Below are 21,572 nucleotides of genomic sequence, written 5' to 3' on the forward strand. Positions count from 1 at the left end.
ATCAGAAAGCCTGAAATTTTCGCTCTCAGCCAATGACCTGCTGAATCAGAATGTTGGTTTTAACAGAAATGCAAATGGAAATATGATCACACAAACCAGCTATACAACTATCAAAAGATATTTCATGGCTTCGATAACATGGGACTTTAATAAAATGGGTGGAGGAACCTCAAAAAAATAGTTTATGAAGAAAAAAACAATCATTATCCTGGCCTTGCTATTCATTGGCTTCAGCACCTCTTTACTGGCACAGAATGCCAGGTTTACTACCCAGGGTGAGATAGAATTTGAAAGAAGTACTAATATGTATGCGATCATCCAAAAAAGGATCAATAAAGATAACAGCAGCTATATGTCACAATTTTTTGAGCAGTACAAAAAGACATCACCGCAGTTTAAACTATCAAAGAGCACTTTATCTTTCTCTAATCAGATTACTCTTTTTAAACCTATAGTGGATGATTCACCTCCTACTCCTTTTTTCGGCGAAGCCCTGGTGTAAGTCAGATTAATACAACTTATACTGATCTTAATACCAAACAGCAGACTACACAGAAAAAAGTTTTTGAAGAAACCTTCCTGGTTAAAGACAGTACAAGAGTAATTAATTGGAAAATAACTGATGAAACAAGAGAAATTGCGGGTTTTAATTGTCGCAGAGCTAATGCATTGGTTATGGACTCCATTTACGTCGTAGCTTTTTATACTGATCAGATCCCAGTATCAGGCGGGCCTGAATCATTCAGCGGTTTGCCCGGAATGATACTAGGGCTGGCACTTCCTCATGAAAATGTTACCTGGTTTGCTAAAACTGTAGCTGACAGACCCGTAGCTCCAAACAAGCTAACCCCTCCTGCCAAAGGTAAAGTAACAGATAATAAAGGTTTAAAGCTTACATTAACTGCAGCTTTAAAGAACTGGGGCGAGTATGCTAAAGGAATGTACAAAGCTTTTTTATTGTAGGTTTTAAAAAAGACCATCCTGAGCAAATTTAAAATTATTATTAGATTTGCCAACAACCAAATTTAATAGAGACAAATGAGAGAAGTAGTTATCGTATCAGCATTAAGAACAGCAATTGGAAGTTTCGGCGGATCGCTGTCAGGTTTTACAGCTACCCAGCTAGGAGGTTTTGCCATTAAAGCTGCTGTTGAGAAAGCGGGAATTAAACCTGAAGACGTACAGGAAGTATATATGGGCAATGTTTTATCTGCTAATATAGGTCAGGCACCAGCTACTCAGGCAGCCAAATTTGCCGGTTTACCTGATGTTCCTTCTACCACAATTAATAAAGTATGTGCTTCTGGTACTAAAGCAATCATGCTTGCAGCACAAAGTATTGCTTTAGGGCAAAATGATATTGTTGTTGCTGGTGGAATGGAAAGCATGAGTAATGTGCCTTATTACCTTGATAAAGCAAGAACAGGTTACAGATTAGGACACGGACAATTAACTGATGGTTTGGTTAAGGATGGTTTATGGGATGTTTATAAGACTACCATATGGGTTCTGCTGCCGAATTATGTGCATCAACTTATAATATCACACGTGAGGCACAGGATAATTATGCTGTGAGTTCATATAAGAGAGCACAGGCCTCAATCAATGACGGTAAATTTAATGCAGAAATTATTCCGGTGGAAGTAATTGACCGTAAAGGAAATGCGACTATAGTTGATAAGGATGAAGATGCTTATTCGGTTAACTTCGATAAATTACCTGGCTTAAAACCGGTATTCAAGAAAGATGGTACAGTAACCGCAGCAAACGCATCTGCATTAAATGATGGTGCAGCAGCATTAGTTTTAATGAGTGCTGATAAAGCAAAAGAACTGGGTTTAAAACCACTGGCTCGCATATTAAGTTATGCAGATGCCCAACAAGCACCAGAGTGGTTTACCACAGCACCTTCTAAAGCTATTCCATTAGCTTTGCAAAGAGCGGGAAAAAATATTGCCGATGTAGATTTCTTTGAGATCAATGAAGCTTTCTCTGTAGTTTCTTTAGCGAATAACCAGGAAATGGGCTTATCTGAGGACAAAGTAAATGTAAATGGTGGTGCAGTTGCAATGGGACATCCGCTTGGCGCTTCCGGAGCTCGTATCGTAGTTACTTTACTTTCTGTTTTGAATCAGAATAACGGTAAAATCGGCGTAGCCGGAATCTGCAATGGCGGTGGTGGTGCCAGTGCATTGGTTATTGAAAAATTAAATTAATGATTAAGGTTTTCAAACCCTTTTTAATAGTATTCCTGATGAGCTGTGCAGTGACTGATGTCTCTGCACAACTCAACCGGAATACTGAAGTACTGAATAAATACCAGGATTCACTGCTTAAAATTACCCGCACCCTATTTTCAGCCCCCAATAATGCTGATCGTTTTGCGCAGAATGCAAATTTCATCAAAACGCTCGTAACAGCATTAAAAACACCTTCTTCTTTTGATTTCGCCTTTGATTCCCTGCAAACAATATCCGTTGTCAAATCACCGGATAATGCTTTCAGGATTTTCTCGTGGTATGTGCCCACGGTAGAAGGCACTTATCGTTTCTTTGGCACAGTTCAGATGGCCACAAAAGATGGAAAACTAAAATTATACCCTTTGATTGATGAAACTGATCAAATCAAAGATAATAATCTGATTACTACAAATAAACAATGGTATGGTGCCCGCTATTATGAAATAGTGCCCTTGATTGTAAGTGGCCAGAATACTTCATATGTATTGCTGGGCTGGAAAGGCAATACGAATAAAACTTCTAAAAAGGTTATTGAAGTGCTTTCTTTTAAAAATGAGGAACTTCAATTTGGAAAAGCAATTTTTCAGGGACCTAAAAACACTGAGGTAAAAAACAGAATTGTCTTTGAATATAACAAACTAAATTCCATGACTTTAAGGCTTGACAAGAAGGAACAGATGATTGTGTTTGATCACCTTGCTCCTTTTGATCCTAACATGGAGGGAAATTTTGAATACTACGCTTCTGATTCGAGCTTTGATGATGGTTACCGTTTGGTTGGTAATCAATTAAAACTCATGGAAAATATTGAATTAAAGAATGATCCGAATGCTAAGGATGATTTCTATATAGATCCTAAACCCAAAGAGACACCAGTAAAAAATTAACTTTTAAGCAAAATAACGCCTCTATAGGGCTTAAATTTGTGATTACGGGGTCATGTCCTTATATTGCGCGATGCGTCACTACGCTAACACACACCTAATTTTTGAAATTGATGAATGAAACCGTTAAAGTAAAGCATCCGAGAGGACTGACTTTTCTTTTCTTGTCTGAGATGTGGGAACGTTTCGGGTATTACCTGATGATAGGGATCTTCACCCTGTATTTAAAAGATGTTAAAGCCGGTTTTTCGATGACTGAGGCTGAATCTGCGGACCTTTATGGTACGTTCATAGCGCTTGTATTTCTTACCCCATTTTTAGGCGGATTAATTGCCGATAGATATTTGGGCTATGCTAAGTCTATCATTTTAGCGGTCTGTTAATGGGTATGGGTTATTGCATGATGGCCATACATAGTTTACCAATTCTATATCTATCCATGACACTGGTTATTATTGGAAATGGCTTCTTTAAACCAAATATCTCCACCCTCCTGGGTAATATCTATTCCACCCCTGAATATTCAGATAAAAAAGATGAGGGTTATAACATCTTCTATATGGGTATTAATATCGGTGCTTTTATCTGCAATTTCTTTGGGGCGGCATTATACATTATGCTGGGTTGGGGTTATGCTTTTATTGCAGCCGGAGTTGGTATGTTCATTGGCGTTGCCATTTTTATTTATGGGATGAAGCATTACAGAGCTTTCGACGTTAAAAAGGGTGTTAAAGAAGGTGATATGTCATTCCTGAAAATAGTATTGGTTATCTTAGTGCCTTCTGTTATTGCTGGAGTAATTGGCTGGGTCCTTCCAACTAAACTAATGGGCCATCCACTGGTTGGTTCTGCTTCTACCGATGCATTTATCTTTGCCTGTGTTCCTGTAATCTATTTTTATGGTTCTCTACTGGCTAAGGCCGATAAAGACGAAAAAAGACCAATTGCAGCGTTACTGACTATTTTTGCTGTTGTTATTCTATTCTGGGCTGTATTCAAGCAAAATGGTACTGCATTAACTACCTGGGCTGATCGTTATACAGACAGACATCTGCAAAATCCTATTGCAGAGAAAACGTTTTCCAAACTGAATTTCTCACAAAACTTCACCTATTCGAAAGACTCTATACCTTTATATGACAACGCATTCCGCATTCAAAAGAAAGATGGAGTGGTGTTGAAAGAATACAATTATCCAACTTATTTCAAGAATATCCCTGCTGATAAGCTTCCTGCCGAAGGTGGTAAGGTTGAACTTTGGGCAACAAATTTAAGCCAGTCTATTAATCCTGCATGGGTAATTTTACTGACTCCGTTAGTAGTCGCATTTTTCACCTGGCTCCGCAATAGAAACAGGGAACCAAGTACAGTACAAAAATCGCATTCGGCTTATTTATCTCAGCCCTTTCAGTACTGGTGATGATCGGTGCAGTATATTCTGGTGGTAATGGAAGTGAAAAAGTTTCTGTGCTCTGGCTGGTAGCTGGCTATGGTGTAATCACAATCGGAGAATTATTTTTAAGTCCGATGGGACTTTCACTGGTTTCTAAATTAAGTCCGGTAAGGATCACTTCCCTGATGATGGGCGGATGGTTTCTGGCAACTTCAATTGGAAATAAATTATCTGGTGTTCTGGCTACGCTTTGGGATACTTATGAAAATAAAGCCAATTTCTTTTGGGTGAATTTCAGCCTCCTTCTTTTCTCGGCGGTTGTTGCATTCTTTCTTTTAAAATGGCTGAATGGTATCATGGAAGAAAAAGGAATAAAATAGTTACGAAGAATACTCGATAATTAGAATTAATTTGCAAACTTTTAAATTTAACTAAACTATAAAACAACATTTATGGATCAATCTGAAATCCTTAAGCGGGGCAAGTAGACGCTGCTCAAAAAGGCCATCCAAAAGGATTATATGTGCTGTTCGCTACCGAGATGTGGGAACGTTTCAATTATTACGGTATGCGGGCCGTTTTGGTGCTTTTTATGACCAAAGCCTTATTATTTGACAAAGCATTTGCGTCAAATTTATATGGAAGTTATACAGGACTTGTATATCTGACCCCATTGATTGGTGGTTTTATCGCTGATAAATACTGGGGAAACAGAAGATCTATTGTAACCGGGGGAATATTAATGGCATTGGGAGAACTGATTATGTTCGGTTGTGCCTCTCTTTACCATACGATGCCCGACATCTCCACATTCCTGTTCTTCACAGGCCTTGGGTTCATGATTTCAGGTAATGGTTTCTTTAAACCAAATATCTCATCAATGGTAGGTCAGCTTTATCCTAAAAATGACCGCAGAATTGATGCTGCTTACACGATTTTCTATATGGGGATCAACGTAGGCGGTGCATTAGGCCCATTTATTTTTGTGTTTTTTTTTGGAGATACAGGTAATCCTGCAGACTTTAAATGGGCATTCCTTGCCGGTGCGATAGCAATGGCCATAGGGGTAATCGTTTTCATCAAATTCAGAGATAAGTATGTACGTGATCAGAATGGAGATCTTTTAGGTTTAACACCTGCTAATCCAGGTGACAAAAAAGTTTCACCTGTTCTGGTTTATCTAGGCTTATTTGCTTTTTCTGCACTATGTGTAGGAATGTTATATATCGATGCTAAAATTGTGAGTTATTTGAGTTACCTGCTGATTATTGCCGTAGTTGGTATTGCAATTATGATTTTCACAGATAAAACGCTTAGCAAAATCGAGAAGAAAAAGATATCTGTAATTTTCATTGTCGCTTTCTTCGTATTATTCTTCTGGAGTGCTTTCGAGCAGGCCGGAGCTTCGTTAACATTCTTCGCCGAAGAGCAGACCCAAAGAAATTTAGGTTTCTTTACCGTTCCATCGAGCTGGTTCCAATCTTTAAATTCGATTTTTGTAGTTGTATTTGCACCGATATTTGCCTGGTTGTGGATTAAACTAGGAAAAAGAGAACCTTCTGCTCCTACTAAAATGGCTTTAGGTTTAATGTTACTTGCACTTGGATACCTTGTTATTGCTACAGGAGTTAAAGATGTTGGTGCTGGAATAAAAGTAAGTATGATTTACCTGATTGGTATGTATGCTTTCCATACCTGGGGTGAGCTATGTCTTTCGCCAATTGGATTATCATTGGTAAATAAACTTTCTCCGCTTAAACTTTCTTCTCTTTTAATGGCTGTATGGTTCCTTGCTAATGCAGGCGCAAACGTATTGGCTGGAAAATTAAGTTCTAAATATCCTGAAGAGGAAGCTAAAATAGCTGAATATAAAGTTAGCCCTTTGGTATTGACAAGCAGTGCTATTAACTGGCAGGAAGTAGCTAACAACAAAAAGAACATTCAGCAGTGGGATTTGAGTACTGTTAAAAAGAACTCTCATTCTCTTAGTCCTGATTCTTTGGTTGCACTTTCAATTGCTTCTGCTCAACAGACCATTACTATTGATACTAATAAAATAAACAGGATCTCTCCTAAAAAACTAAGTGAAAGTGAAGTTGCAAAACTTGCTGTTGCTGGCGAAAAAGAAGGTAAGTTCTTATTGGGTACAAATGCAGCCCAAACGGAAATATATATCATCAAGGGTAGTGACAAAACGGCTTCTGTAGTGGAAGTCTATAATCTTAACCCCGAAAAACCAACTTTCCTTGGATACACAATTAAAAATCTTTATGATTTCTTTATGTTATTCGTAGTAATGGCTGGTATTGCTTCTGTTATCTTGTTTTTCATAACCAAGTGGTTACAAAAAACAATGAATGCGACTAGCTAGTCAATAATTAAAATAGACGAATTTTCTAATGAAAGGCTGTAGTTTTGAAAACTACAGCCTTTTTTTGTGAAATGGTAAATGTTAACTGATGTTAAATCAGTTTATAATTACACGAATTTCAATTTTAATCAATATTTTCGCGGATAATTCTATTACATTTTTTTATACTACACACGTGTCAGATAGCTTAGTCATCATCCCCACCTACAATGAAAAAGAAAACATCGAGAAGATTATCCGCAAGGTATTTAGTCTGAACTTTTCTTTTGAGGTTTTAATTATTGATGACGGATCGCCTGATGGCACGGCTGATATTGTAAAGAAACTACAACAGGAATTCCCTGGCTTACACATGGAACAGAGAACTGGAAAATTAGGTTTGGGAACTGCTTATATCCATGGTTTCAAATGGGCACTACAACATGCCTACAATTACATTTTTGAGATGGATGCTGATTTTTCTCATAACCCGGATGATCTGTTTGCACTCCGTGAGGCTTGTGTAAACGGTGCTGATGTTGCTATTGGTTCAAGGTATGTAAGAGGGGTTAATGTGGTTAACTGGCCAATGAGCAGGGTATTGATGTCTTATTTTGCTTCAATGTATGTGAGGTTAATTACAAGGATCAATATTCAGGATGCTACCGCTGGATTTAAGTGTTATAAAAGAATTGTTCTGGAAACTATTCCTTTTGACAAGATTAAGTTTGTGGGATATGCGTTTCAAATTGAAATGAAGTTTACAGCGATAAAATATGGTTTTAACGTGGTTGAGGTTCCGATCATATTCACTGATAGAACTGAGGGGACTTCGAAAATGAGTACACGGATTTTCCGCGAAGCATTTGTCGGAGTTATACAGATGAAGATAAGCAGCTGGTTCAGAAATTACAAACGAGCTTAACGGGGGCTTCGTCTCCATAGAACAAAAAAAAAAAAACACCTTAAGTATGCCGACTACGTTCCATTCTGGAACTGATGTCAGCATACTTAAGGTGTTTTTTTGTTTTCTATCCTGCCTGCAGGGTGGTTGAGCTGGTTGTAATTTCTGAACCGGCTGATGAACTTTAATATCTGCTTGTTCCGAGTTGCTTTTGTTGGTTAGGAGGTGATTTGTTATGGATAGCTGGTTAGAAGAAACTGTTTACTTGACAACCGCGTAGAAGAAATTGTTTACTTGACAACCGCTTAGAAGAAACTGTTTACTTGACAACCGCTTAGAAGAAACTGTTTACTTGACAACCGCTTAGAAGAAACTGTTTACTTGACAACCGCGTAGAAGAAATTGTTTACTTGACAACCGCTTAGAAGAAACTGTTTACTTGACAACCGCTTAGAAGAAATTGTTTACTTGACAACCGCTTAGAAGAAATTGTTTACTTGACAACCGCTTAGAAGAAATTGTTTACTTGACAACCGCTTAGAAGAAATTGTTTACTTGACAACCGCTTAGAAGAAATTGTTTACTTGACAACCGCTTAGAAGAAATTGTTTACTTGACAACCGCTTAGAAGAAATTGTTTACTTGACAACCGCTTAGAAGAAGTCTTATTAGAATTCGTTACTTTTATCGCTTCGCATCATTTCTGAGAAAGTTTGTCTTTTATCCATAGCGATGACGATCTGAGTTAATCGTTTGACACGGGTAGGCTCAGTTTTAGCGGTATTGAGCCAGTTGATGTAATAGTTCTGATGGGATTTGGGAAGGTTCAGGAAATTTTCGAGACAATGCCTTTCTTCAATAAGACAAAGCTCGAGGTCTTCTGGCATTTCTATTTTGAAATTTTGATCTTCTTCGAGTCGCAGGTGCAACTTTGCTCCTTGTTCCTTTTTCAATTGTTTACGTAAATTGGTGTTTAGCGCCAGGATGAAGCCCCCCTCTCCCATTGGAATAAAGGATAGACCTGATACGGGCAGGGCATCAAGGAACCCCTGAACACGGAAACTCTTACGACAATAAGGCTTTATTTGATTGGCTATCTCCATAGGGATAGTGACATAACTCCATCCGGTTTTCTCACCCATTTTGGAGAAGCGTTCAATCTCGGCATCAAAAGTTATCATCTGTGATTGAATTTCTAAAATTATCGTCTTTAACCTGTTTTTAACTGGCTAAATCTAATTTAAAGATAGAGATTTTTTTGCGCTTTAGAATTTCTCTTCTACGCCTAGTCCGAAGAGCGCAAAGTCATATTTCACAGGATCTTTTGGATCGAACTTACTCAATTCTGCTGTAAGTTCAACCGCAGTTCTCCAATCGGTTTGTTTACGGGTAATCAGTTCAAGCCGACGGGCAACACGGTCTACGTGTACGTCACAGGGGCAGATTAAATCCGCTGGAGAAATTGTAGTCCACACACCGAAGTCTACTCCTGTTTGATCCTTGCGTACCATCCAGCGCAAAAACATGTTTAATCTTTTACAGGTGGATTTTTGAGTTGGTGAAGAAATGTGTTTAACGGTTCTCCGCGGGGAATCCGGAAGACTAAAAAAATAGGTACGGAAATGGTTAAGGGCATTTTCAGCAGTAAAATTCCCCGGTCCGGCAAAGTCAGTGGGTAGAAATGCCGTTTCTAAACTATCTGAAAGCGTGTAATGATGTTTGAAAAATGAAATAGTAGTACAGGAGATCGGTATCATTAAAAGTCCGGTGTTTGAAGTTCAGTAAACGACGCAGATCTTCATCGCCATGGTGCAGCATAAAGTTGTAGGGGTCGTTGTCCATACGGTCAAAAAGATCGGTGCACTTATTGATAATCGTTTTCCTTTGACCCCAGGCCAAAATCGCTGCGAAAAATGCAGTAATTTCAATATCCTGTTTTTTGGAAAAACGATGGGGAATACAAATTGGATCATTAGTGATAAAATCGGGCCTGTTGTATTGCGCAACTTTTATATCCAGAAAGTCCTTTAATTCTAAAAATTCCAATGGTTTTAATTTAAAGAAGCCAGTTTAATTATAATTAAACTGGCTTCGTGAATGATATTATATAGCTTGTTTAATTACAAAGCTTGTATTTGATTAACTTAATGCCTGAGCTAAATCAGCCAAAAGATCATCGATATCTTCTACTCCAACACTTAAGCGCAACAGGTTATCTGTTACACCTACTTTTTCACGCTCTTCCTTAGGGATTGAACCGTGAGTCATTGTAGTTGGGTGATTAATCAGAGACTCAACTCCGCCTAATGATTCTGCAAGGGTAAATACTTTGAAAGAAGAAGCTACTCTAAAAGTTTCTGCTAAATCAGCTCCTTTTAGGGTAATAGAAACCATTCCACCGAAACCACGCATTTGTTTTTTGGCAATATCATGGTTAGGATGATCTTCAAAACCCGGCCAGTAGATTTTATCAATCTTAGGATGGGTTTTAAGGAAACGTGCTACTTTCTCACCGTTTTCACAATGCGCTTTCATACGCAGGTGTAAAGTTTTGATACCTCTTAAAACAAGGAATGCATCTTGTGGCCCTGGTGTTGCTCCACACGCATTGTAGATAAACCACAGGTCTTTGTACAATTGATCATCGTTCACTAACAATGCACCCATTACTACATCAGAGTGACCGCCAATGTATTTGGTAACTGAATGCATCACAATATCAGCTCCCAGATCATTTGGGTTCTGTAAATATGGTGAAGCAAAAGTGTTATCTACCGTCAGGATCAATCCTTTTTCTTTAGTGATTTTAGCTACGCCTTCAATGTCAATAATCTGCATGGTTGGATTTGTAGGTGTCTCAATCCATACCAATTTAGTTTTATCATTGATATATGGCAGCATATTTTCTGGTTTCGATAAATCCAGGAAATGAAATTTAATGCCATATTTCGCATATACTTTGGTAAAAATGCGGTACGATCCTCCGTAAAGGTCATTACCTGTAATTACCTCATCACCTGGTTGCAATAAACGCAAAACAGTATCTGTAGCACCCATTCCAGAAGAGAAAGCCAAACCATATTTAGCATTTTCCAATGCGGCAAGACAATTTTCCAATGCCTGACGAGTTGGGTTTGTCCCTCTTGAATATTCAAAACCCTGGTGCTCACCCGGCGATTTTTGCCAGTATGTAGAGGTTTGATAAATTGGAGTCATTACCGCTCCTGTTGATGGATCAGGTTCCTGACCTGCGTGTATGGCTTTAGTTGCAAATTTCATGTTGCTCTTTTTTAAATTTTTGATGCCTGCAGCTTAATAAGCACGGGCGAATAAAACGCGTTGAACAGATGGTTTACCTGAGTAAATACAAATTCCGTCTTCTAACTTATTATCTAACGGAATACATCTGATTGTAGCCTTTGTTTCTTCTTTTATCTTTTGCTCTGTTTCTGGCGTACCATCCCAATGTGCAGAAATAAATCCACCTTTGTTGTCTAAAAGGTCTTTTAATTCATCATAGGTATTGGCAATCGTAATATGCTCTTTTCTGTAATCAAAAGCTTTTTTATAGATGTTCTCTTGGATTTCATCTAATAACTGAAGGATATAAGTATCCAGGCCTTCCTGACTTACTGTCTTTTTCTCTCCGGTATCTCTTCTTGCTAATTCTACAGTACCGTTTTCCATATCTCTGCCACCAATTGCTAAACGAACTGGTACGCCTTTTAATTCATATTCTGCGAATTTGAATCCCGGACGCTGAGAATCTCTGTTATCATATTTAACAGAAATCCCTAATGCTTTCAACTTCGGTGTTAATTCATTCACATAAGAAGATATATTATCAAAATCTTCATCGTTTCTGTAAATAGGTACGATAACTACCTGTATAGGTGCTAACATAGGAGGTAAAACCAATCCCAGATCATCACTGTGTGCCATAATCAGCGCACCAATCATACGGGTAGATACTCCCCATGAGCTTGCCCATACGTGTTCGATCTTACCTTCTTTGTTGGTAAACTTAACGTCGAAGGCTTTAGCAAAATTCTGACCTAAAAAGTGAGAAGTACCAGCCTGCAAAGCTTTTCCATCCTGCATTAATGCTTCAATACAATAAGTATCCAATGCACCTGCAAAACGCTCATTAGCTGTCTTCACTCCTTTAACAACCGGCAATGCCATCCATTTTTCGGCGAACTCAGCATATACATCAAGCATCTGCCTTGTTTCTGCTACTGCTTCTTCTGAAGTTGCATGTGCAGTATGGCCTTCCTGCCATAAGAATTCTGTGGTACGCAGGAAAAGACGTGTACGCATTTCCCATCTCACTACGTTTGCCCATTGGTTAATCAGCAAAGGTAAATCACGATAAGACTGTACCCATCCTCTGAAAGTATTCCATATAATGGTCTCAGAAGTTGGTCTTACGATCAATTCTTCTTCTAATTTTGCTTCAGGATCAACAATAATATTGCCTTCACCATCATTTTTAAGACGATAATGTGTCACAACTGCACATTCTGTCGCAAAACCCTCTACGTGCGCCGCTTCTTTAGAAAAAAATGACTTAGGAATGAATAACGGAAAATAGGCATTACTGTGCCCTGTATCTTTAAATTTCTGGTCTAAAACAGCCTGCATTTTCTCCCAAATGGAATAGCCATAGGGCTTTATAACCATACATCCTTTTACAGCGGAATGTTCTGCCAGATCGGCTTTCATAACAATGTCGTTATACCACTGGGAATAATCCTCGTTTTTACTTGTAATACCTTTGCTCATAACTGTTTGGAACGTTTATTGTGTTAAATAACTTGCATGCTAGGCTACAAATTTATAAATTTATGCCTACAAAAAAACTGTTTACACACACAAAGAACTCACATATTATGAAACCTAACCATTTATTTCCCAGCTTGCTGGTCGTTGCGGCTCTCGCCGTGTCGTCCTGCTCTGCTCCTCAAATGGCCCAGCAAACTCGTCATAATGACGATGTTTATGGCTCAACAGCGAAAGCGGTAGAGTATACCGCACCCGAACGGACTTACTCGTCGCAATCAGTAAATGACGGATATAACGATAATGATGATTATTATGGCAGCAGTGATTTATATGCTGACATGGATTATTCTTCACGTATCAATAGATTTTATTACGGCAGCCCATACAGAAATTATTATGATCCATTTTATGGTGACGGATTTTATGGCGGCGGTTATGGTTACTCTCCTTATTACTCAGGATTAGGCTTTGGAATGGGATTTGGTAACGGTTACTACGGCAGTTCATGGGGTTTAGGCTTTGGATATGGCTGGGGTAGCGGATTTTATTCTCCTTTCTATTCTCCCTGGGGATGGGCCGGCGGTTATGGCGGACTATGGGGCGGTGGCTTCTATGGTGGAGGCTATTACGGGGGCGGTTATTATGGCGGAGGCTACGGTGGCAGACGTTATAACAGCACTTATGCACCTAGAAATGCAAGAGGCGGAGACAATTATAATTACGGAAGAGGAAACTATAATGGTTCCGGCTCAAGAAGATATGATGCAAGTGGTAATTCAGTACCGGGCAGAAGATCAACACGTGGCGACGGATCATCACAAAGTTATGATAACAGATCAGGTTCCAGCAGCAGAGGTTACAATGCAAGAGGTAATGGCTACGGAACTTCCAGATCATCTTCTCAATCTTCTTCAAGACCAGACAGATCTCAAAGTTATACCCCGCAAAGGACTTCTGAAAGATCTTCTTACACACCAACTAACTCTGGCGGCAATTATGGCGGCGGTGGCGGTGGAAGAACTGGTGGTGGCGGCGGTGGCGGAGGCGGTCGCGGAGGACGTGGTAATTAATAATCTAAAATTGTAAATGAAAAAATTCATACAACTCCTGGTGGTAGCTATAGTAGGTACTACAGGTAATATTTATGCTCAAAATGGCACATATGCAGGCGATGCCTTAAGGTTTTCGCGCACTGATTATGGAAGCTCTGCAAGATTTAAAGGTTTAGGAAATGCACAAATAAGTTTAGGTGGTGATATCAGTTCAATTGGTGGCAACCCAGCAGGATTGGGTATGTTCACCCGTTCTGAATTCAGCATCACTCCTGAATTCAATAATGTAAAATCTGATGCAAGCTTTCTTGGCCAAAATTCAAAAGACACGAAAAACCGTTTAAATCTTAACCAGGCTGCTATGGTCTGGTACAATCCGGTTGTCAGACCAAAAGATCTAATTTAAATAAAGGTATACTTAGTGTAGTTTGGGGAATAGGGTTTAACAGAAATAATGATTTCGGTGGCGACTTTAGCTATGCAGGAACTAACAATAACAGTTCTATTGCGGATGCTTTCGCAGAAAGAGCCAATGGCGTTCGGGAACCTGATTTAGCCGGAGCTCCAGGGATGGCATTCGATAATTTTCTAATCGATCAGAAAAGCGGAGACAATCTCTCTTATGTACCTGCAACAAGCCAGACTAATACACAATCTAAAACTGAGAGCAGAGTGGGTTCAACTTCTGAACTTAACTTCTCTGGTGCTATAAACATCTCCAATCAATTGTATCTTGGTGCAAGTATCGGATTTGTAAATATGCGCTATATCAATAACAGTGTTTATACTGAGCAGGGAACTATCATTAACACTTTGCCAGTTGGAGCCCCGGTTCCTGCACGTCCGAATACTGAAGTTGGAAAAAACTATGACCTTGCTTATTCAACAGGCCAGCATACAACAGGTTCAGGAATTAATGGTCGCTTAGGATTAATATACAAACCAATTAATGAAGTAAGAATTGGTGCTACTTTTCAGGCTCCTACCTGGATGCATGTAGAAGAAGACTATGCAGAAGTTTTAGACACTCGTTTTTCACTAGGTGGAGTACCTTCTGGAAGTGTATATAGTAATATATATAACAGCAACTTTAACTACAACCTTCGTACACCTTACAAAGCATCCCTGGGTGGAAGCGTAATTATTGGTCAGAATGGATTATTAAGTGCTGATATTGACTATGTTGATTATGCTTCGACTAAACTATCTGTAAGTGATGGTTATTCTGATCTGATCAGGGAAAACAATCAATATATCAAACAGAACTACAAAAGTGCAGTTAACTATAGAATAGGTGGTGAATACAGAATTGACGACTTTACCCTGAGAGCCGGGTATGGCTTAAATGGCACTCCTTATAAAAGTGATGATAAAAATGTATTTGATGTGAAATATTATTCTGGTGGTCTTGGTTACCGCTTTAATCAATATTATGTTGATCTTGCTTATCAGCGCACAGAAACTACAAACACTTTTGCACCATATGAACTGAATAATTTTTCAGAGCCGGTAGCAACTGCTAAAGTGGCAAGAAACAATGTGTTTTTAACTGTAGGAGTTAAATTCTAATCCTTACAGATTTCATCAAAAAGCCCGCCGTTGATTTTCAACAGCGGGCTTTTTATTAGATGCCCTGCATCAAAAAGGCCGACTATATTCCAGCCTTAAAAAATCTATCAATATTAACTTCAACAGCCTCATCTTTAATCAACTCAGGTGCATGATGCGGCTTTCTCCTTGCATCAATGATTAAAGCCCCTGTACAGCCCCAATGTTTATCTTTAATAAACTCTCCTACCCCATGGATATCAACCGCCGGATTACTTCTGGTAAAGGTTACCCAAACAAAATTATTTATGGTATCAGCTGTAAATGCTGCATCATCACATAATACAATCAAAGCTACCCCATCAAGTGGTTGTTTTATTAACTGGATATTCAGTTCTGCTATTGAAATTGCGGCTTCTTCGGGAGTAGTATAAATACCAGCAGTAATCGCAAGTACTCCCGGCATCACAAAATGATATGTTCCAAATGAACCAGGTAATTTAAAATCAGCCGGCAACTCTTTTGATAGTGTTCTTTTGATCTCACCCGCAGCAGCCAGTACGACTTTAGAACCACTATTCAACCCACCACCACTATAATCAAGTGTATCAATAGTTGTTTCTGTATGAAAATGAAGATCTCTCTTTAAATCTATGCGTGATAATATATGAGTTAAGAAAACTTCAATATCATGTGTATCTAACTCTTCGTTATCTTCCCGTGCAGCTATAAGAACATATTTCGCAAGGCTAAGCTGATTTTTTCCTAATATATGGTTAGCAATAGTCAGGATCTCCTGTGGTCTGCGTTCGTTAAGGAACGGAGTATATCTTTCGCTTCCAATGGCAAATAATAAAGGATGAACGCCAGCAGCATCTACCGCATTTACTTCTTTTAAGCCATGAATTTCCTGTGGCAAAGCTGACCCTGCAATTTCATGAATCAGCGCGCCGAAACTGGTATCTTCCTGAGGAGGACGGCCTACAACAGTAAATGACCAGATTGCATCTTCCTTATGATATACGTTATGTACTTTCATTAATGGAAAAGGATGAGTCAAACTATAATAGCCTAAATGGTCTCCAAATGGTCCCTCTGGTTTAGTTTCTTGCGGATACACTGTTCCGGTAATGATAAAATCTGCATCAGCCGAAAGGCAAAACCCTTCGTCATCATAAAAATAGCGGAAACGACGGTTACCTAATGCACCTGCAAATGTCATTTCAGACAAACCTTCCGGTAATGGCATTACTGCCGCAAGCGGATGTGAAGGTGGCCCACCTACAAAGATACTTACTTTTAGAGGTACTCCCTTTGCATTGGCTTTAGACTGATGTACTCCTATTCCTCTGTGAATCTGATATAGTGCAATCCAATTTCTTTATCTTTTATATAATCATTTCCAGCAAGCTGAATACGGTACATACCCAGATTAGCATTTAGTATTCCTGGCTTATTTACATCTTCTGTGTAAACTTGAGGCATGGTTACAAATGGACCTCCATCCATTGGCCAGTTCACAATTTGAGGTAATTGACTAATTGTCGTTTTCTTAAACGCAGATTTAAACAAGTGCTGTTGCATTGGTAATGCTGAAAGAGCAGTAAGGCCAGCACCAGCAAATTTAAAAGGGTTCTTAAACGCCTTCATAGGATCAGAACGCAGATCCACCAGCTGACTTACACGAGGCAAGCTGTCACGAAACATAAATTTAGATCTTTCTAATGTTCCAAAGAGATTAGAAACTGCCGGAAACGGGCTTCCCTTAATCTTCTCAAAGAACAATGCAGGGCCTTTCTGTTCATATACCCGCAGGTGTATAGCTGCCATTTCCAGATAAGGATCTACTTCTTCTTTAATACGAAGTAAATGACCACGTTTTTCTAAATCAGCCACACATTCGGCTAAGCTTTTATATCCCATCAGGATCAAAGGTATTAAGATTTCTGGTTTGTATACCTCATTAAAACAGAAAAAAACCATGCTTTCACATGGTTTTACATTGGAATTATGAAGAGCATATGCCCTATTATTTTTTGCCGGCAAATGAACGTAACATCCAGGTAGTTTTTTCTTTAAACTGCATGAAACGATTCACCATATCGTTAGTACCATCATCACCTGCTGCCGAAGTTGCATCCAATAATTCACGTTCTAATTGAATTAAGTGTGCCATATCTTCCAATACAGCATCAACCATTGCCAAATCCTGTAAACCTATTGTATTGATTTCTTTAATACCAGATTCTTTAATATAATCTACAAAACGGCTATGAGGTGGTTTTCCTAAAGTTAAAACACGTTCAGCTATTTCATCAATAGTCAATTGTGCATTGGTATATAATTCTTAAATTTAAGAGATGCAGTGTAAAAAAATTCTGTCCTTTAATATTCCAGTGACATCCTCTTAGCTTTTGATAATGAATATGATAGTTTGCAAGATAATCATTCAACAGGTCCACTACTGGTTTAACTTGTTTCTCACTCAAACTAATTTCTTTTGCGTCCATAATGTATTTTTATTTAATTTGGGGTTGTTAATCTATAATAAAGCAACAATTGCAAGTCTCAAATGGTTTTGAAAAAAAAACTATATGATACAATAGAGACATATAATTGTCGTTTAGTATTCAGAATTGAGGCTCTTATATATTATTCGTATAATTGCCTAATTAATCATTCATAAGAACGTTAATGCAAAAATATTATATACCGTTATTATTTGGCCTTTTCCTGAATTTATCTGCAGTAAAGGCTGATAATCTAAGAGACTCCATAGGTGTTGAGAATCTAAATGGAAAAAAATTAATTTTACACCAGGTCGTAGCAAAGGATACTTATTATTTCTCTGGCAGAAGATATAATGTAAGCCCAAAGGAAATTATCGCTTATAATGAGAATAAGTTCCTTTCTATCGGAGTTTTGGTCAAAGTACCGACAAACGTTCCGTTCTCAGGCCCAGCTGCAGTTGCTCCGGTAAAAACAGCGGTAACCAAACATGTCGAAGCTATTAAACCTACTGTAGTAGTGAATAAACCAGCAGAGACAACTCCCGCTGCCGATCAGGGAAATTCAGAATTTACAGAACATGCTGTTCAGCCTAAAGAAAATTTAATGATGCTTGCCAGACAATATGGTACAACCGTAGCAGACATTAAACGGATCAACGACCTGAAAACCATTAATCTTAAAATAGGACAGATTTTAAAAATGCCTGTAAAAGCCGGAGCTGAAACCACTTCTTCAACTCCAGTACAAACAGCGCCGGTACAAACTGCACAGACAAAACCAGTAGCGACTACTCCGGTGCCCCCTGTACACGCAACACCTCCGCCAACACCAGTTGTTGTTGCTCGGAGAAAAAAACCGGAAATTGTAAAAAAATCAGAAACCCCTGTTATTAAATCTGAAGCTGCTACACCTGTAGTTCAGGGCAATCCAGACAAGAATCAATTCCTTGAACATACGGTTGCTTCTAATGAAACCATGTATTCTATAGCTACAAAATACAGCCTGACGCTTGATCAGCTAAAAGCTAAAAATAATTTAACAACTAACTCTCTTTATGTTGGTCAGAAATTATTAATAAACGGACAGTATCCTGTTAAAAATGAACACAATAACGATTCAGACGCGAAGGATGCTGATACTATAGAATCAGTTAAAAACCCGTCATTAAGGTTACCTGCCAGCCGCTATGGACTAAGTCAGATGGATGAAAAAGGTGCTGGAGTCTGGATCACAGATAAAGATTTAGACCCTTCAAAAATGCTGGTACTTCACCGCTCTGCACCTATCGGAACCATTATGAAAATCACCAATCCGATGAGCAACAGGTCTACGTTTGCAAAGGTTGTGTTGGTAAATTTACTGAGAATGAGTCCACAAAAGATGTTATTATTGTAGTCACAAAAGCGGTAGCCGATGCATTGGGCGCATTGGATAAAAGGTTTTTGTGCAATTTAACGTACAGTGGACAAGCGAATGAACAATAATAAACCCTATATAATAGGTGTTGCTGGAGGTAGTGGTTCAGGAAAAACATTCTTTTTAAAATGTTTTCTCCACCATTTCAATACAGAGGAAGTATGTTTAATCTCCCAGGATGATTATTACAAACCAATTGGTGAACAGAAGGTAGATGATAACGGATGGGTCAACTTTGACCTCCCGGAAGGAATTAATGACACCAAACTACTGGAAGATTTAAAATTGCTTATTGATGGTCAGTCAATTTCAAGAAAAGAATATACTTTTAATATTAATGAGGAAAGTGCGCGTTTAATGAATATAACGAGTGCACCGATTATAATTGTAGAGGGATTATTTGTATTCCATTATCCTGAACTATCACAATTATTCGACCTGAAAATATTTATGGATGCTGATGAAGAAATCACACTTAACCGCAGAATCTCAAGAGATGAGATAGAACGTGGTTATACCCGTGATATGGTTATGTACCAATGGGTTAACCACGTTATGCCTGCTTACAAACAATTTCTGCTTCCTTACAAGGAATCGTGTCAGAAAATTATCATTAACAATAAACATGTGGCGGAAGATATTATCGCCACTTCTAAAGAGATATCAGACGAACTGAAAGAAACTGTACTGAGCGCACAGAGATCAGTTTAAATCCATTTCTTTAACATCTGCCTCAGCGAATAACTTTCCTGAGGTAGATTGTTTAATAAAATCAATACTCACACCCGGCGCTCTTTCAATTAATCTGAAACCACCTTCTGGTAAAATATCAAGTACGGCTAATTCTGTAACTACCTTCCTGATACAATTTACACCTGTTAATGGTAAACTGCATTTTGGTAACAACTTGCTTTCTCCTGCTTTATTGATATGCTGCATTGCATTGCTACAATAATATTTTTAGCTGAGGCTACTAAATCCATTGCTCCACCCATTCCCTTGACCATTTTTCCGGGAATTTTCCAGTTGGCTATGTCACCATTCTCAGAAACTTCCATCGCACCTAATATGGTCAGATCAATCTTCTGACTTCTGATCATTCCAAAACTCATTGCTGAATCAAAGATAGAAGACCCCGGTAGTGTGGTAATCGTTTGCTTTCCGGCATTGATCATGTCTGCATCTTCATCTCCTTCAAAAGGGAATGGTCCCATACCTAACAAGCCATTTTCCGATTGCAGGACTACATTGATTCCATCAGGGATATAATTTGCTACCAGTGTAGGAATACCAATTCCCAGATTCACATAGTAACCGTCTTTTATTTCTTTAGCGATACGTCTCGCAATTCCGTTCTTATCTAACATAAAATATTTGATTGGTTAATTACGCGGTCTGACTGTGCGTTGCTCTATTCTTTTTTCGTAATCTGAACTGAAAAATACGGTGTACATACACACCCGGGGTATGGATATGATCCGGATCAAGTTCTCCTGGATCTACAAGTTCTTCTACTTCGGCAATAGTAATTTTACCTGCCATGGCCATTACCGGATTAAAATTACGGCTTGTGGAACGGAAGACAAGATTTCCTGCAGTATCACCTTTCCATGCTTTTACGATTGCAAAATCTGCATCAAAAGCATATTCCATTAAATAATCTTTTCCGTTAAAGTTTCTGACTTCTTTACCTTCGGCTACTTCTGTACCTACACCAGCTGGGGTATAAATTACAGGCATTCCATAACCAGCCGCCATACAGCGGGTAGCCAATGTCCCCTGAGGGATCAGTTCAACTTCTAATTCTCCGCTCAGTAACTGGCGTTCAAATTCTGCGTTCTCCCCTACATAAGAAGAAATCATTTTCTTTACCTGACGGGTTTTCAGCATCAGGCCAATTCCGAAATCATCTACTCCTGCATTATTGGAAATACAGGTTAATTCCTTCACGCCCTTCTTAACTAATGCAGCAATACACTTTTCAGGTATGCCACACAATCCGAAACCACCAAGCATAATCGTTTGTCCGTCTATAATATCGCGGATTGCTTCATCGGCATCCGCTACTCTCTTGTTGATCATATATTTGGTTTGATCGCTAAATTATAGATAAAAACAACCCCGGCAAAATATTAATGATGATTTATTAATATTTTTTATTACGCAGATCTGTTTTGAAACAATTTCGTACAATTGTCTTAGAAACTATTTAATGTTTAGTCAAGCTTCTAATAAAAACATGCCAAATAAAATATCTTAGAGCATTGTTATTTCTGTTGATCTGTCTGGGCTCTGTTAAAACATTTGCCCAGAAAAAGAGTCGTTCTTATATTAAAGATCAGCAAACCGGTTGCCGCATTGTAGATGAGAATAACTCTCCCGAAGTTAGTATAACGTGGACAGGCGGATGTAAAAATAACCTTGCAGAGGGATGGCCTATAGCAGAACCCCAGGATTGTATTCAATGGATTACCAGGGTAACTAAATAA

The 21,572-nt window shown here is 38.6% G+C and carries 19 protein-coding genes and 5 pseudogenes; 15 read left to right on the forward strand and 9 right to left on the reverse strand.

Annotated elements, in window-relative coordinates; genetic code table 11:
* Positions 1 to 184 precede the first annotated feature (184 nt).
* The 9 genes and pseudogenes from ACWYN3_RS17390 to ACWYN3_RS17430 all read left to right on the forward strand — a co-directional run bounded on the left by ACWYN3_RS17390 (position 185) and on the right by ACWYN3_RS17430 (position 7,792).
* Entirely contained in the window at positions 185 to 502 is a 318-nt protein-coding gene (locus ACWYN3_RS17390; protein WP_456222261.1) for a hypothetical protein, read from the forward strand.
* 5 nt (positions 503 to 507) lie between these two features.
* Positions 508 to 963, forward strand: a complete 456-nt coding sequence (locus ACWYN3_RS17395; protein ID WP_456223059.1) for a GLPGLI family protein — start codon at positions 508 to 510, stop codon at positions 961 to 963.
* Positions 964 to 1,038: 75 nt separating this feature from the next.
* A pseudogene (locus ACWYN3_RS17400) lies at positions 1,039 to 2,216 on the forward strand (acetyl-CoA C-acyltransferase).
* Entirely contained in the window at positions 2,216 to 3,127 is a 912-nt protein-coding gene (locus ACWYN3_RS17405) for a hypothetical protein (protein ID WP_456222262.1), read from the forward strand. Before ACWYN3_RS17400 ends, ACWYN3_RS17405 begins: the two are co-directional and overlap by 1 nt.
* Before the next feature lie 107 nt (positions 3,128 to 3,234).
* The gene (locus ACWYN3_RS17410) at positions 3,235 to 3,507 is read left to right on the forward strand and encodes a hypothetical protein (RefSeq protein WP_456222263.1); all 273 of its coding nucleotides are present in this window, start codon (positions 3,235 to 3,237) and stop codon (positions 3,505 to 3,507) included.
* Positions 3,507 to 4,544: a POT-type proton-dependent oligopeptide transporter gene (locus tag ACWYN3_RS17415; RefSeq protein WP_456222264.1), complete on the forward strand. Its 1,038-nt coding sequence runs from the start codon at positions 3,507 to 3,509 to the stop codon at positions 4,542 to 4,544. The genes ACWYN3_RS17410 and ACWYN3_RS17415 overlap by 1 nt, the downstream gene beginning before the upstream one ends.
* Positions 4,544 to 4,897, forward strand: a complete 354-nt coding sequence (locus ACWYN3_RS17420) for a POT-type proton-dependent oligopeptide transporter (RefSeq protein ID WP_456222265.1) — start codon at positions 4,544 to 4,546, stop codon at positions 4,895 to 4,897. Before ACWYN3_RS17415 ends, ACWYN3_RS17420 begins: the two co-directional genes overlap by 1 nt.
* A 134-nt stretch (positions 4,898 to 5,031) precedes the next feature.
* Positions 5,032 to 6,888 (forward strand): annotated as a pseudogene (locus tag ACWYN3_RS17425) (peptide MFS transporter); the annotation flags it as partial.
* A 175-nt stretch (positions 6,889 to 7,063) separates the two neighbouring features.
* Complete coding sequence (locus ACWYN3_RS17430; RefSeq protein WP_456222266.1) at positions 7,064 to 7,792, forward strand: polyprenol monophosphomannose synthase; 729 nt, start codon at positions 7,064 to 7,066, stop codon at positions 7,790 to 7,792.
* A 647-nt stretch (positions 7,793 to 8,439) separates the two neighbouring features.
* Here ACWYN3_RS17430 and ACWYN3_RS17435 read toward each other — a convergent pair.
* The 4 genes and pseudogenes from ACWYN3_RS17435 to proS all read right to left on the reverse strand — a co-directional run bounded on the left by ACWYN3_RS17435 (position 8,440) and on the right by proS (position 12,556).
* Positions 8,440 to 8,952 (reverse strand): YdeI/OmpD-associated family protein, encoded by a 513-nt coding sequence (locus ACWYN3_RS17435; protein ID WP_456222267.1) that lies wholly within the window; start codon positions 8,950 to 8,952, stop codon positions 8,440 to 8,442.
* Positions 8,953 to 9,036: 84 nt separating this feature from the next.
* Positions 9,037 to 9,817: pseudogene (locus ACWYN3_RS17440) on the reverse strand (TIGR02757 family protein).
* A gap of 93 nt (positions 9,818 to 9,910) precedes the next feature.
* Entirely contained in the window at positions 9,911 to 11,050 is a 1,140-nt protein-coding gene (locus ACWYN3_RS17445; RefSeq protein ID WP_456222268.1) for a cystathionine gamma-synthase, read from the reverse strand.
* A gap of 33 nt (positions 11,051 to 11,083) precedes the next feature.
* The gene (gene proS, locus ACWYN3_RS17450; RefSeq protein ID WP_456222269.1) at positions 11,084 to 12,556 is read right to left on the reverse strand and encodes a proline--tRNA ligase; all 1,473 of its coding nucleotides are present in this window, start codon (positions 12,554 to 12,556) and stop codon (positions 11,084 to 11,086) included.
* A gap of 107 nt (positions 12,557 to 12,663) precedes the next feature.
* On the opposite strand from proS, the gene ACWYN3_RS17455 reads away from it, so the two are divergent.
* The 3 genes from ACWYN3_RS17455 (at position 12,664) to ACWYN3_RS17465 (ending at position 15,177) form a co-directional block, all read left to right on the forward strand.
* Positions 12,664 to 13,626 (forward strand): hypothetical protein, encoded by a 963-nt coding sequence (locus ACWYN3_RS17455; protein ID WP_456222270.1) that lies wholly within the window; start codon positions 12,664 to 12,666, stop codon positions 13,624 to 13,626.
* Between the two features lie 16 nt (positions 13,627 to 13,642).
* Entirely contained in the window at positions 13,643 to 14,014 is a 372-nt protein-coding gene (locus ACWYN3_RS17460) for a hypothetical protein (protein WP_456222271.1), read from the forward strand.
* Between the two features lie 164 nt (positions 14,015 to 14,178).
* On the forward strand, positions 14,179 to 15,177 hold the full coding sequence (locus tag ACWYN3_RS17465; RefSeq protein ID WP_456222272.1) for an OmpP1/FadL family transporter: 999 nt from the start codon (positions 14,179 to 14,181) through the stop codon (positions 15,175 to 15,177).
* A gap of 82 nt (positions 15,178 to 15,259) precedes the next feature.
* Here ACWYN3_RS17465 and ACWYN3_RS17470 read toward each other — a convergent pair.
* Both ACWYN3_RS17470 and ACWYN3_RS17475 read right to left on the reverse strand, forming a co-directional pair.
* A pseudogene (locus ACWYN3_RS17470) lies at positions 15,260 to 17,079 on the reverse strand (UbiD family decarboxylase).
* A 106-nt stretch (positions 17,080 to 17,185) separates the two neighbouring features.
* Positions 17,186 to 17,666 (reverse strand): annotated as a pseudogene (locus ACWYN3_RS17475) (Dps family protein).
* A 184-nt stretch (positions 17,667 to 17,850) separates the two neighbouring features.
* Here ACWYN3_RS17475 and ACWYN3_RS17480 point away from each other — a divergent pair.
* Together ACWYN3_RS17480 and ACWYN3_RS17485 are read left to right on the forward strand one after the other, a co-directional pair.
* Positions 17,851 to 19,062, forward strand: a complete 1,212-nt coding sequence (locus ACWYN3_RS17480; RefSeq protein WP_456222273.1) for a LysM peptidoglycan-binding domain-containing protein — start codon at positions 17,851 to 17,853, stop codon at positions 19,060 to 19,062.
* Between the two features lie 78 nt (positions 19,063 to 19,140).
* On the forward strand, positions 19,141 to 19,794 hold the full coding sequence (locus ACWYN3_RS17485) for a uridine kinase family protein (RefSeq protein ID WP_456222274.1): 654 nt from the start codon (positions 19,141 to 19,143) through the stop codon (positions 19,792 to 19,794).
* Here ACWYN3_RS17485 and ACWYN3_RS17490 read toward each other — a convergent pair.
* From ACWYN3_RS17490 to ACWYN3_RS17500, 3 genes are read right to left on the reverse strand one after another with little or no spacing between them, the layout of a single operon-like run.
* The gene (locus tag ACWYN3_RS17490; RefSeq protein ID WP_456222275.1) at positions 19,786 to 19,989 is read right to left on the reverse strand and encodes a hypothetical protein; all 204 of its coding nucleotides are present in this window, start codon (positions 19,987 to 19,989) and stop codon (positions 19,786 to 19,788) included. The genes ACWYN3_RS17485 and ACWYN3_RS17490 overlap by 9 nt on opposite strands.
* Positions 19,962 to 20,450 carry a CoA-transferase gene (locus tag ACWYN3_RS17495; RefSeq protein WP_456222276.1) on the reverse strand — a complete coding sequence of 163 codons (489 nt, stop codon included), beginning with the start codon at positions 20,448 to 20,450 and terminating at the stop codon, positions 19,962 to 19,964. Before ACWYN3_RS17495 ends, ACWYN3_RS17490 begins: the two co-directional genes overlap by 28 nt.
* 19 nt (positions 20,451 to 20,469) lie before the next feature.
* The gene (locus ACWYN3_RS17500) at positions 20,470 to 21,165 is read right to left on the reverse strand and encodes a CoA transferase subunit A (RefSeq protein WP_456222277.1); all 696 of its coding nucleotides are present in this window, start codon (positions 21,163 to 21,165) and stop codon (positions 20,470 to 20,472) included.
* Positions 21,166 to 21,347: 182 nt separating this feature from the next.
* Between ACWYN3_RS17500 and ACWYN3_RS17505 the strand changes: the two genes are divergently transcribed.
* Positions 21,348 to 21,572, forward strand: coding sequence for a hypothetical protein (locus ACWYN3_RS17505; RefSeq protein WP_456222278.1), 225 nt, complete (start codon positions 21,348 to 21,350; stop codon positions 21,570 to 21,572).

The organism is Pedobacter sp. NJ-S-72, assembly GCF_053890575.1.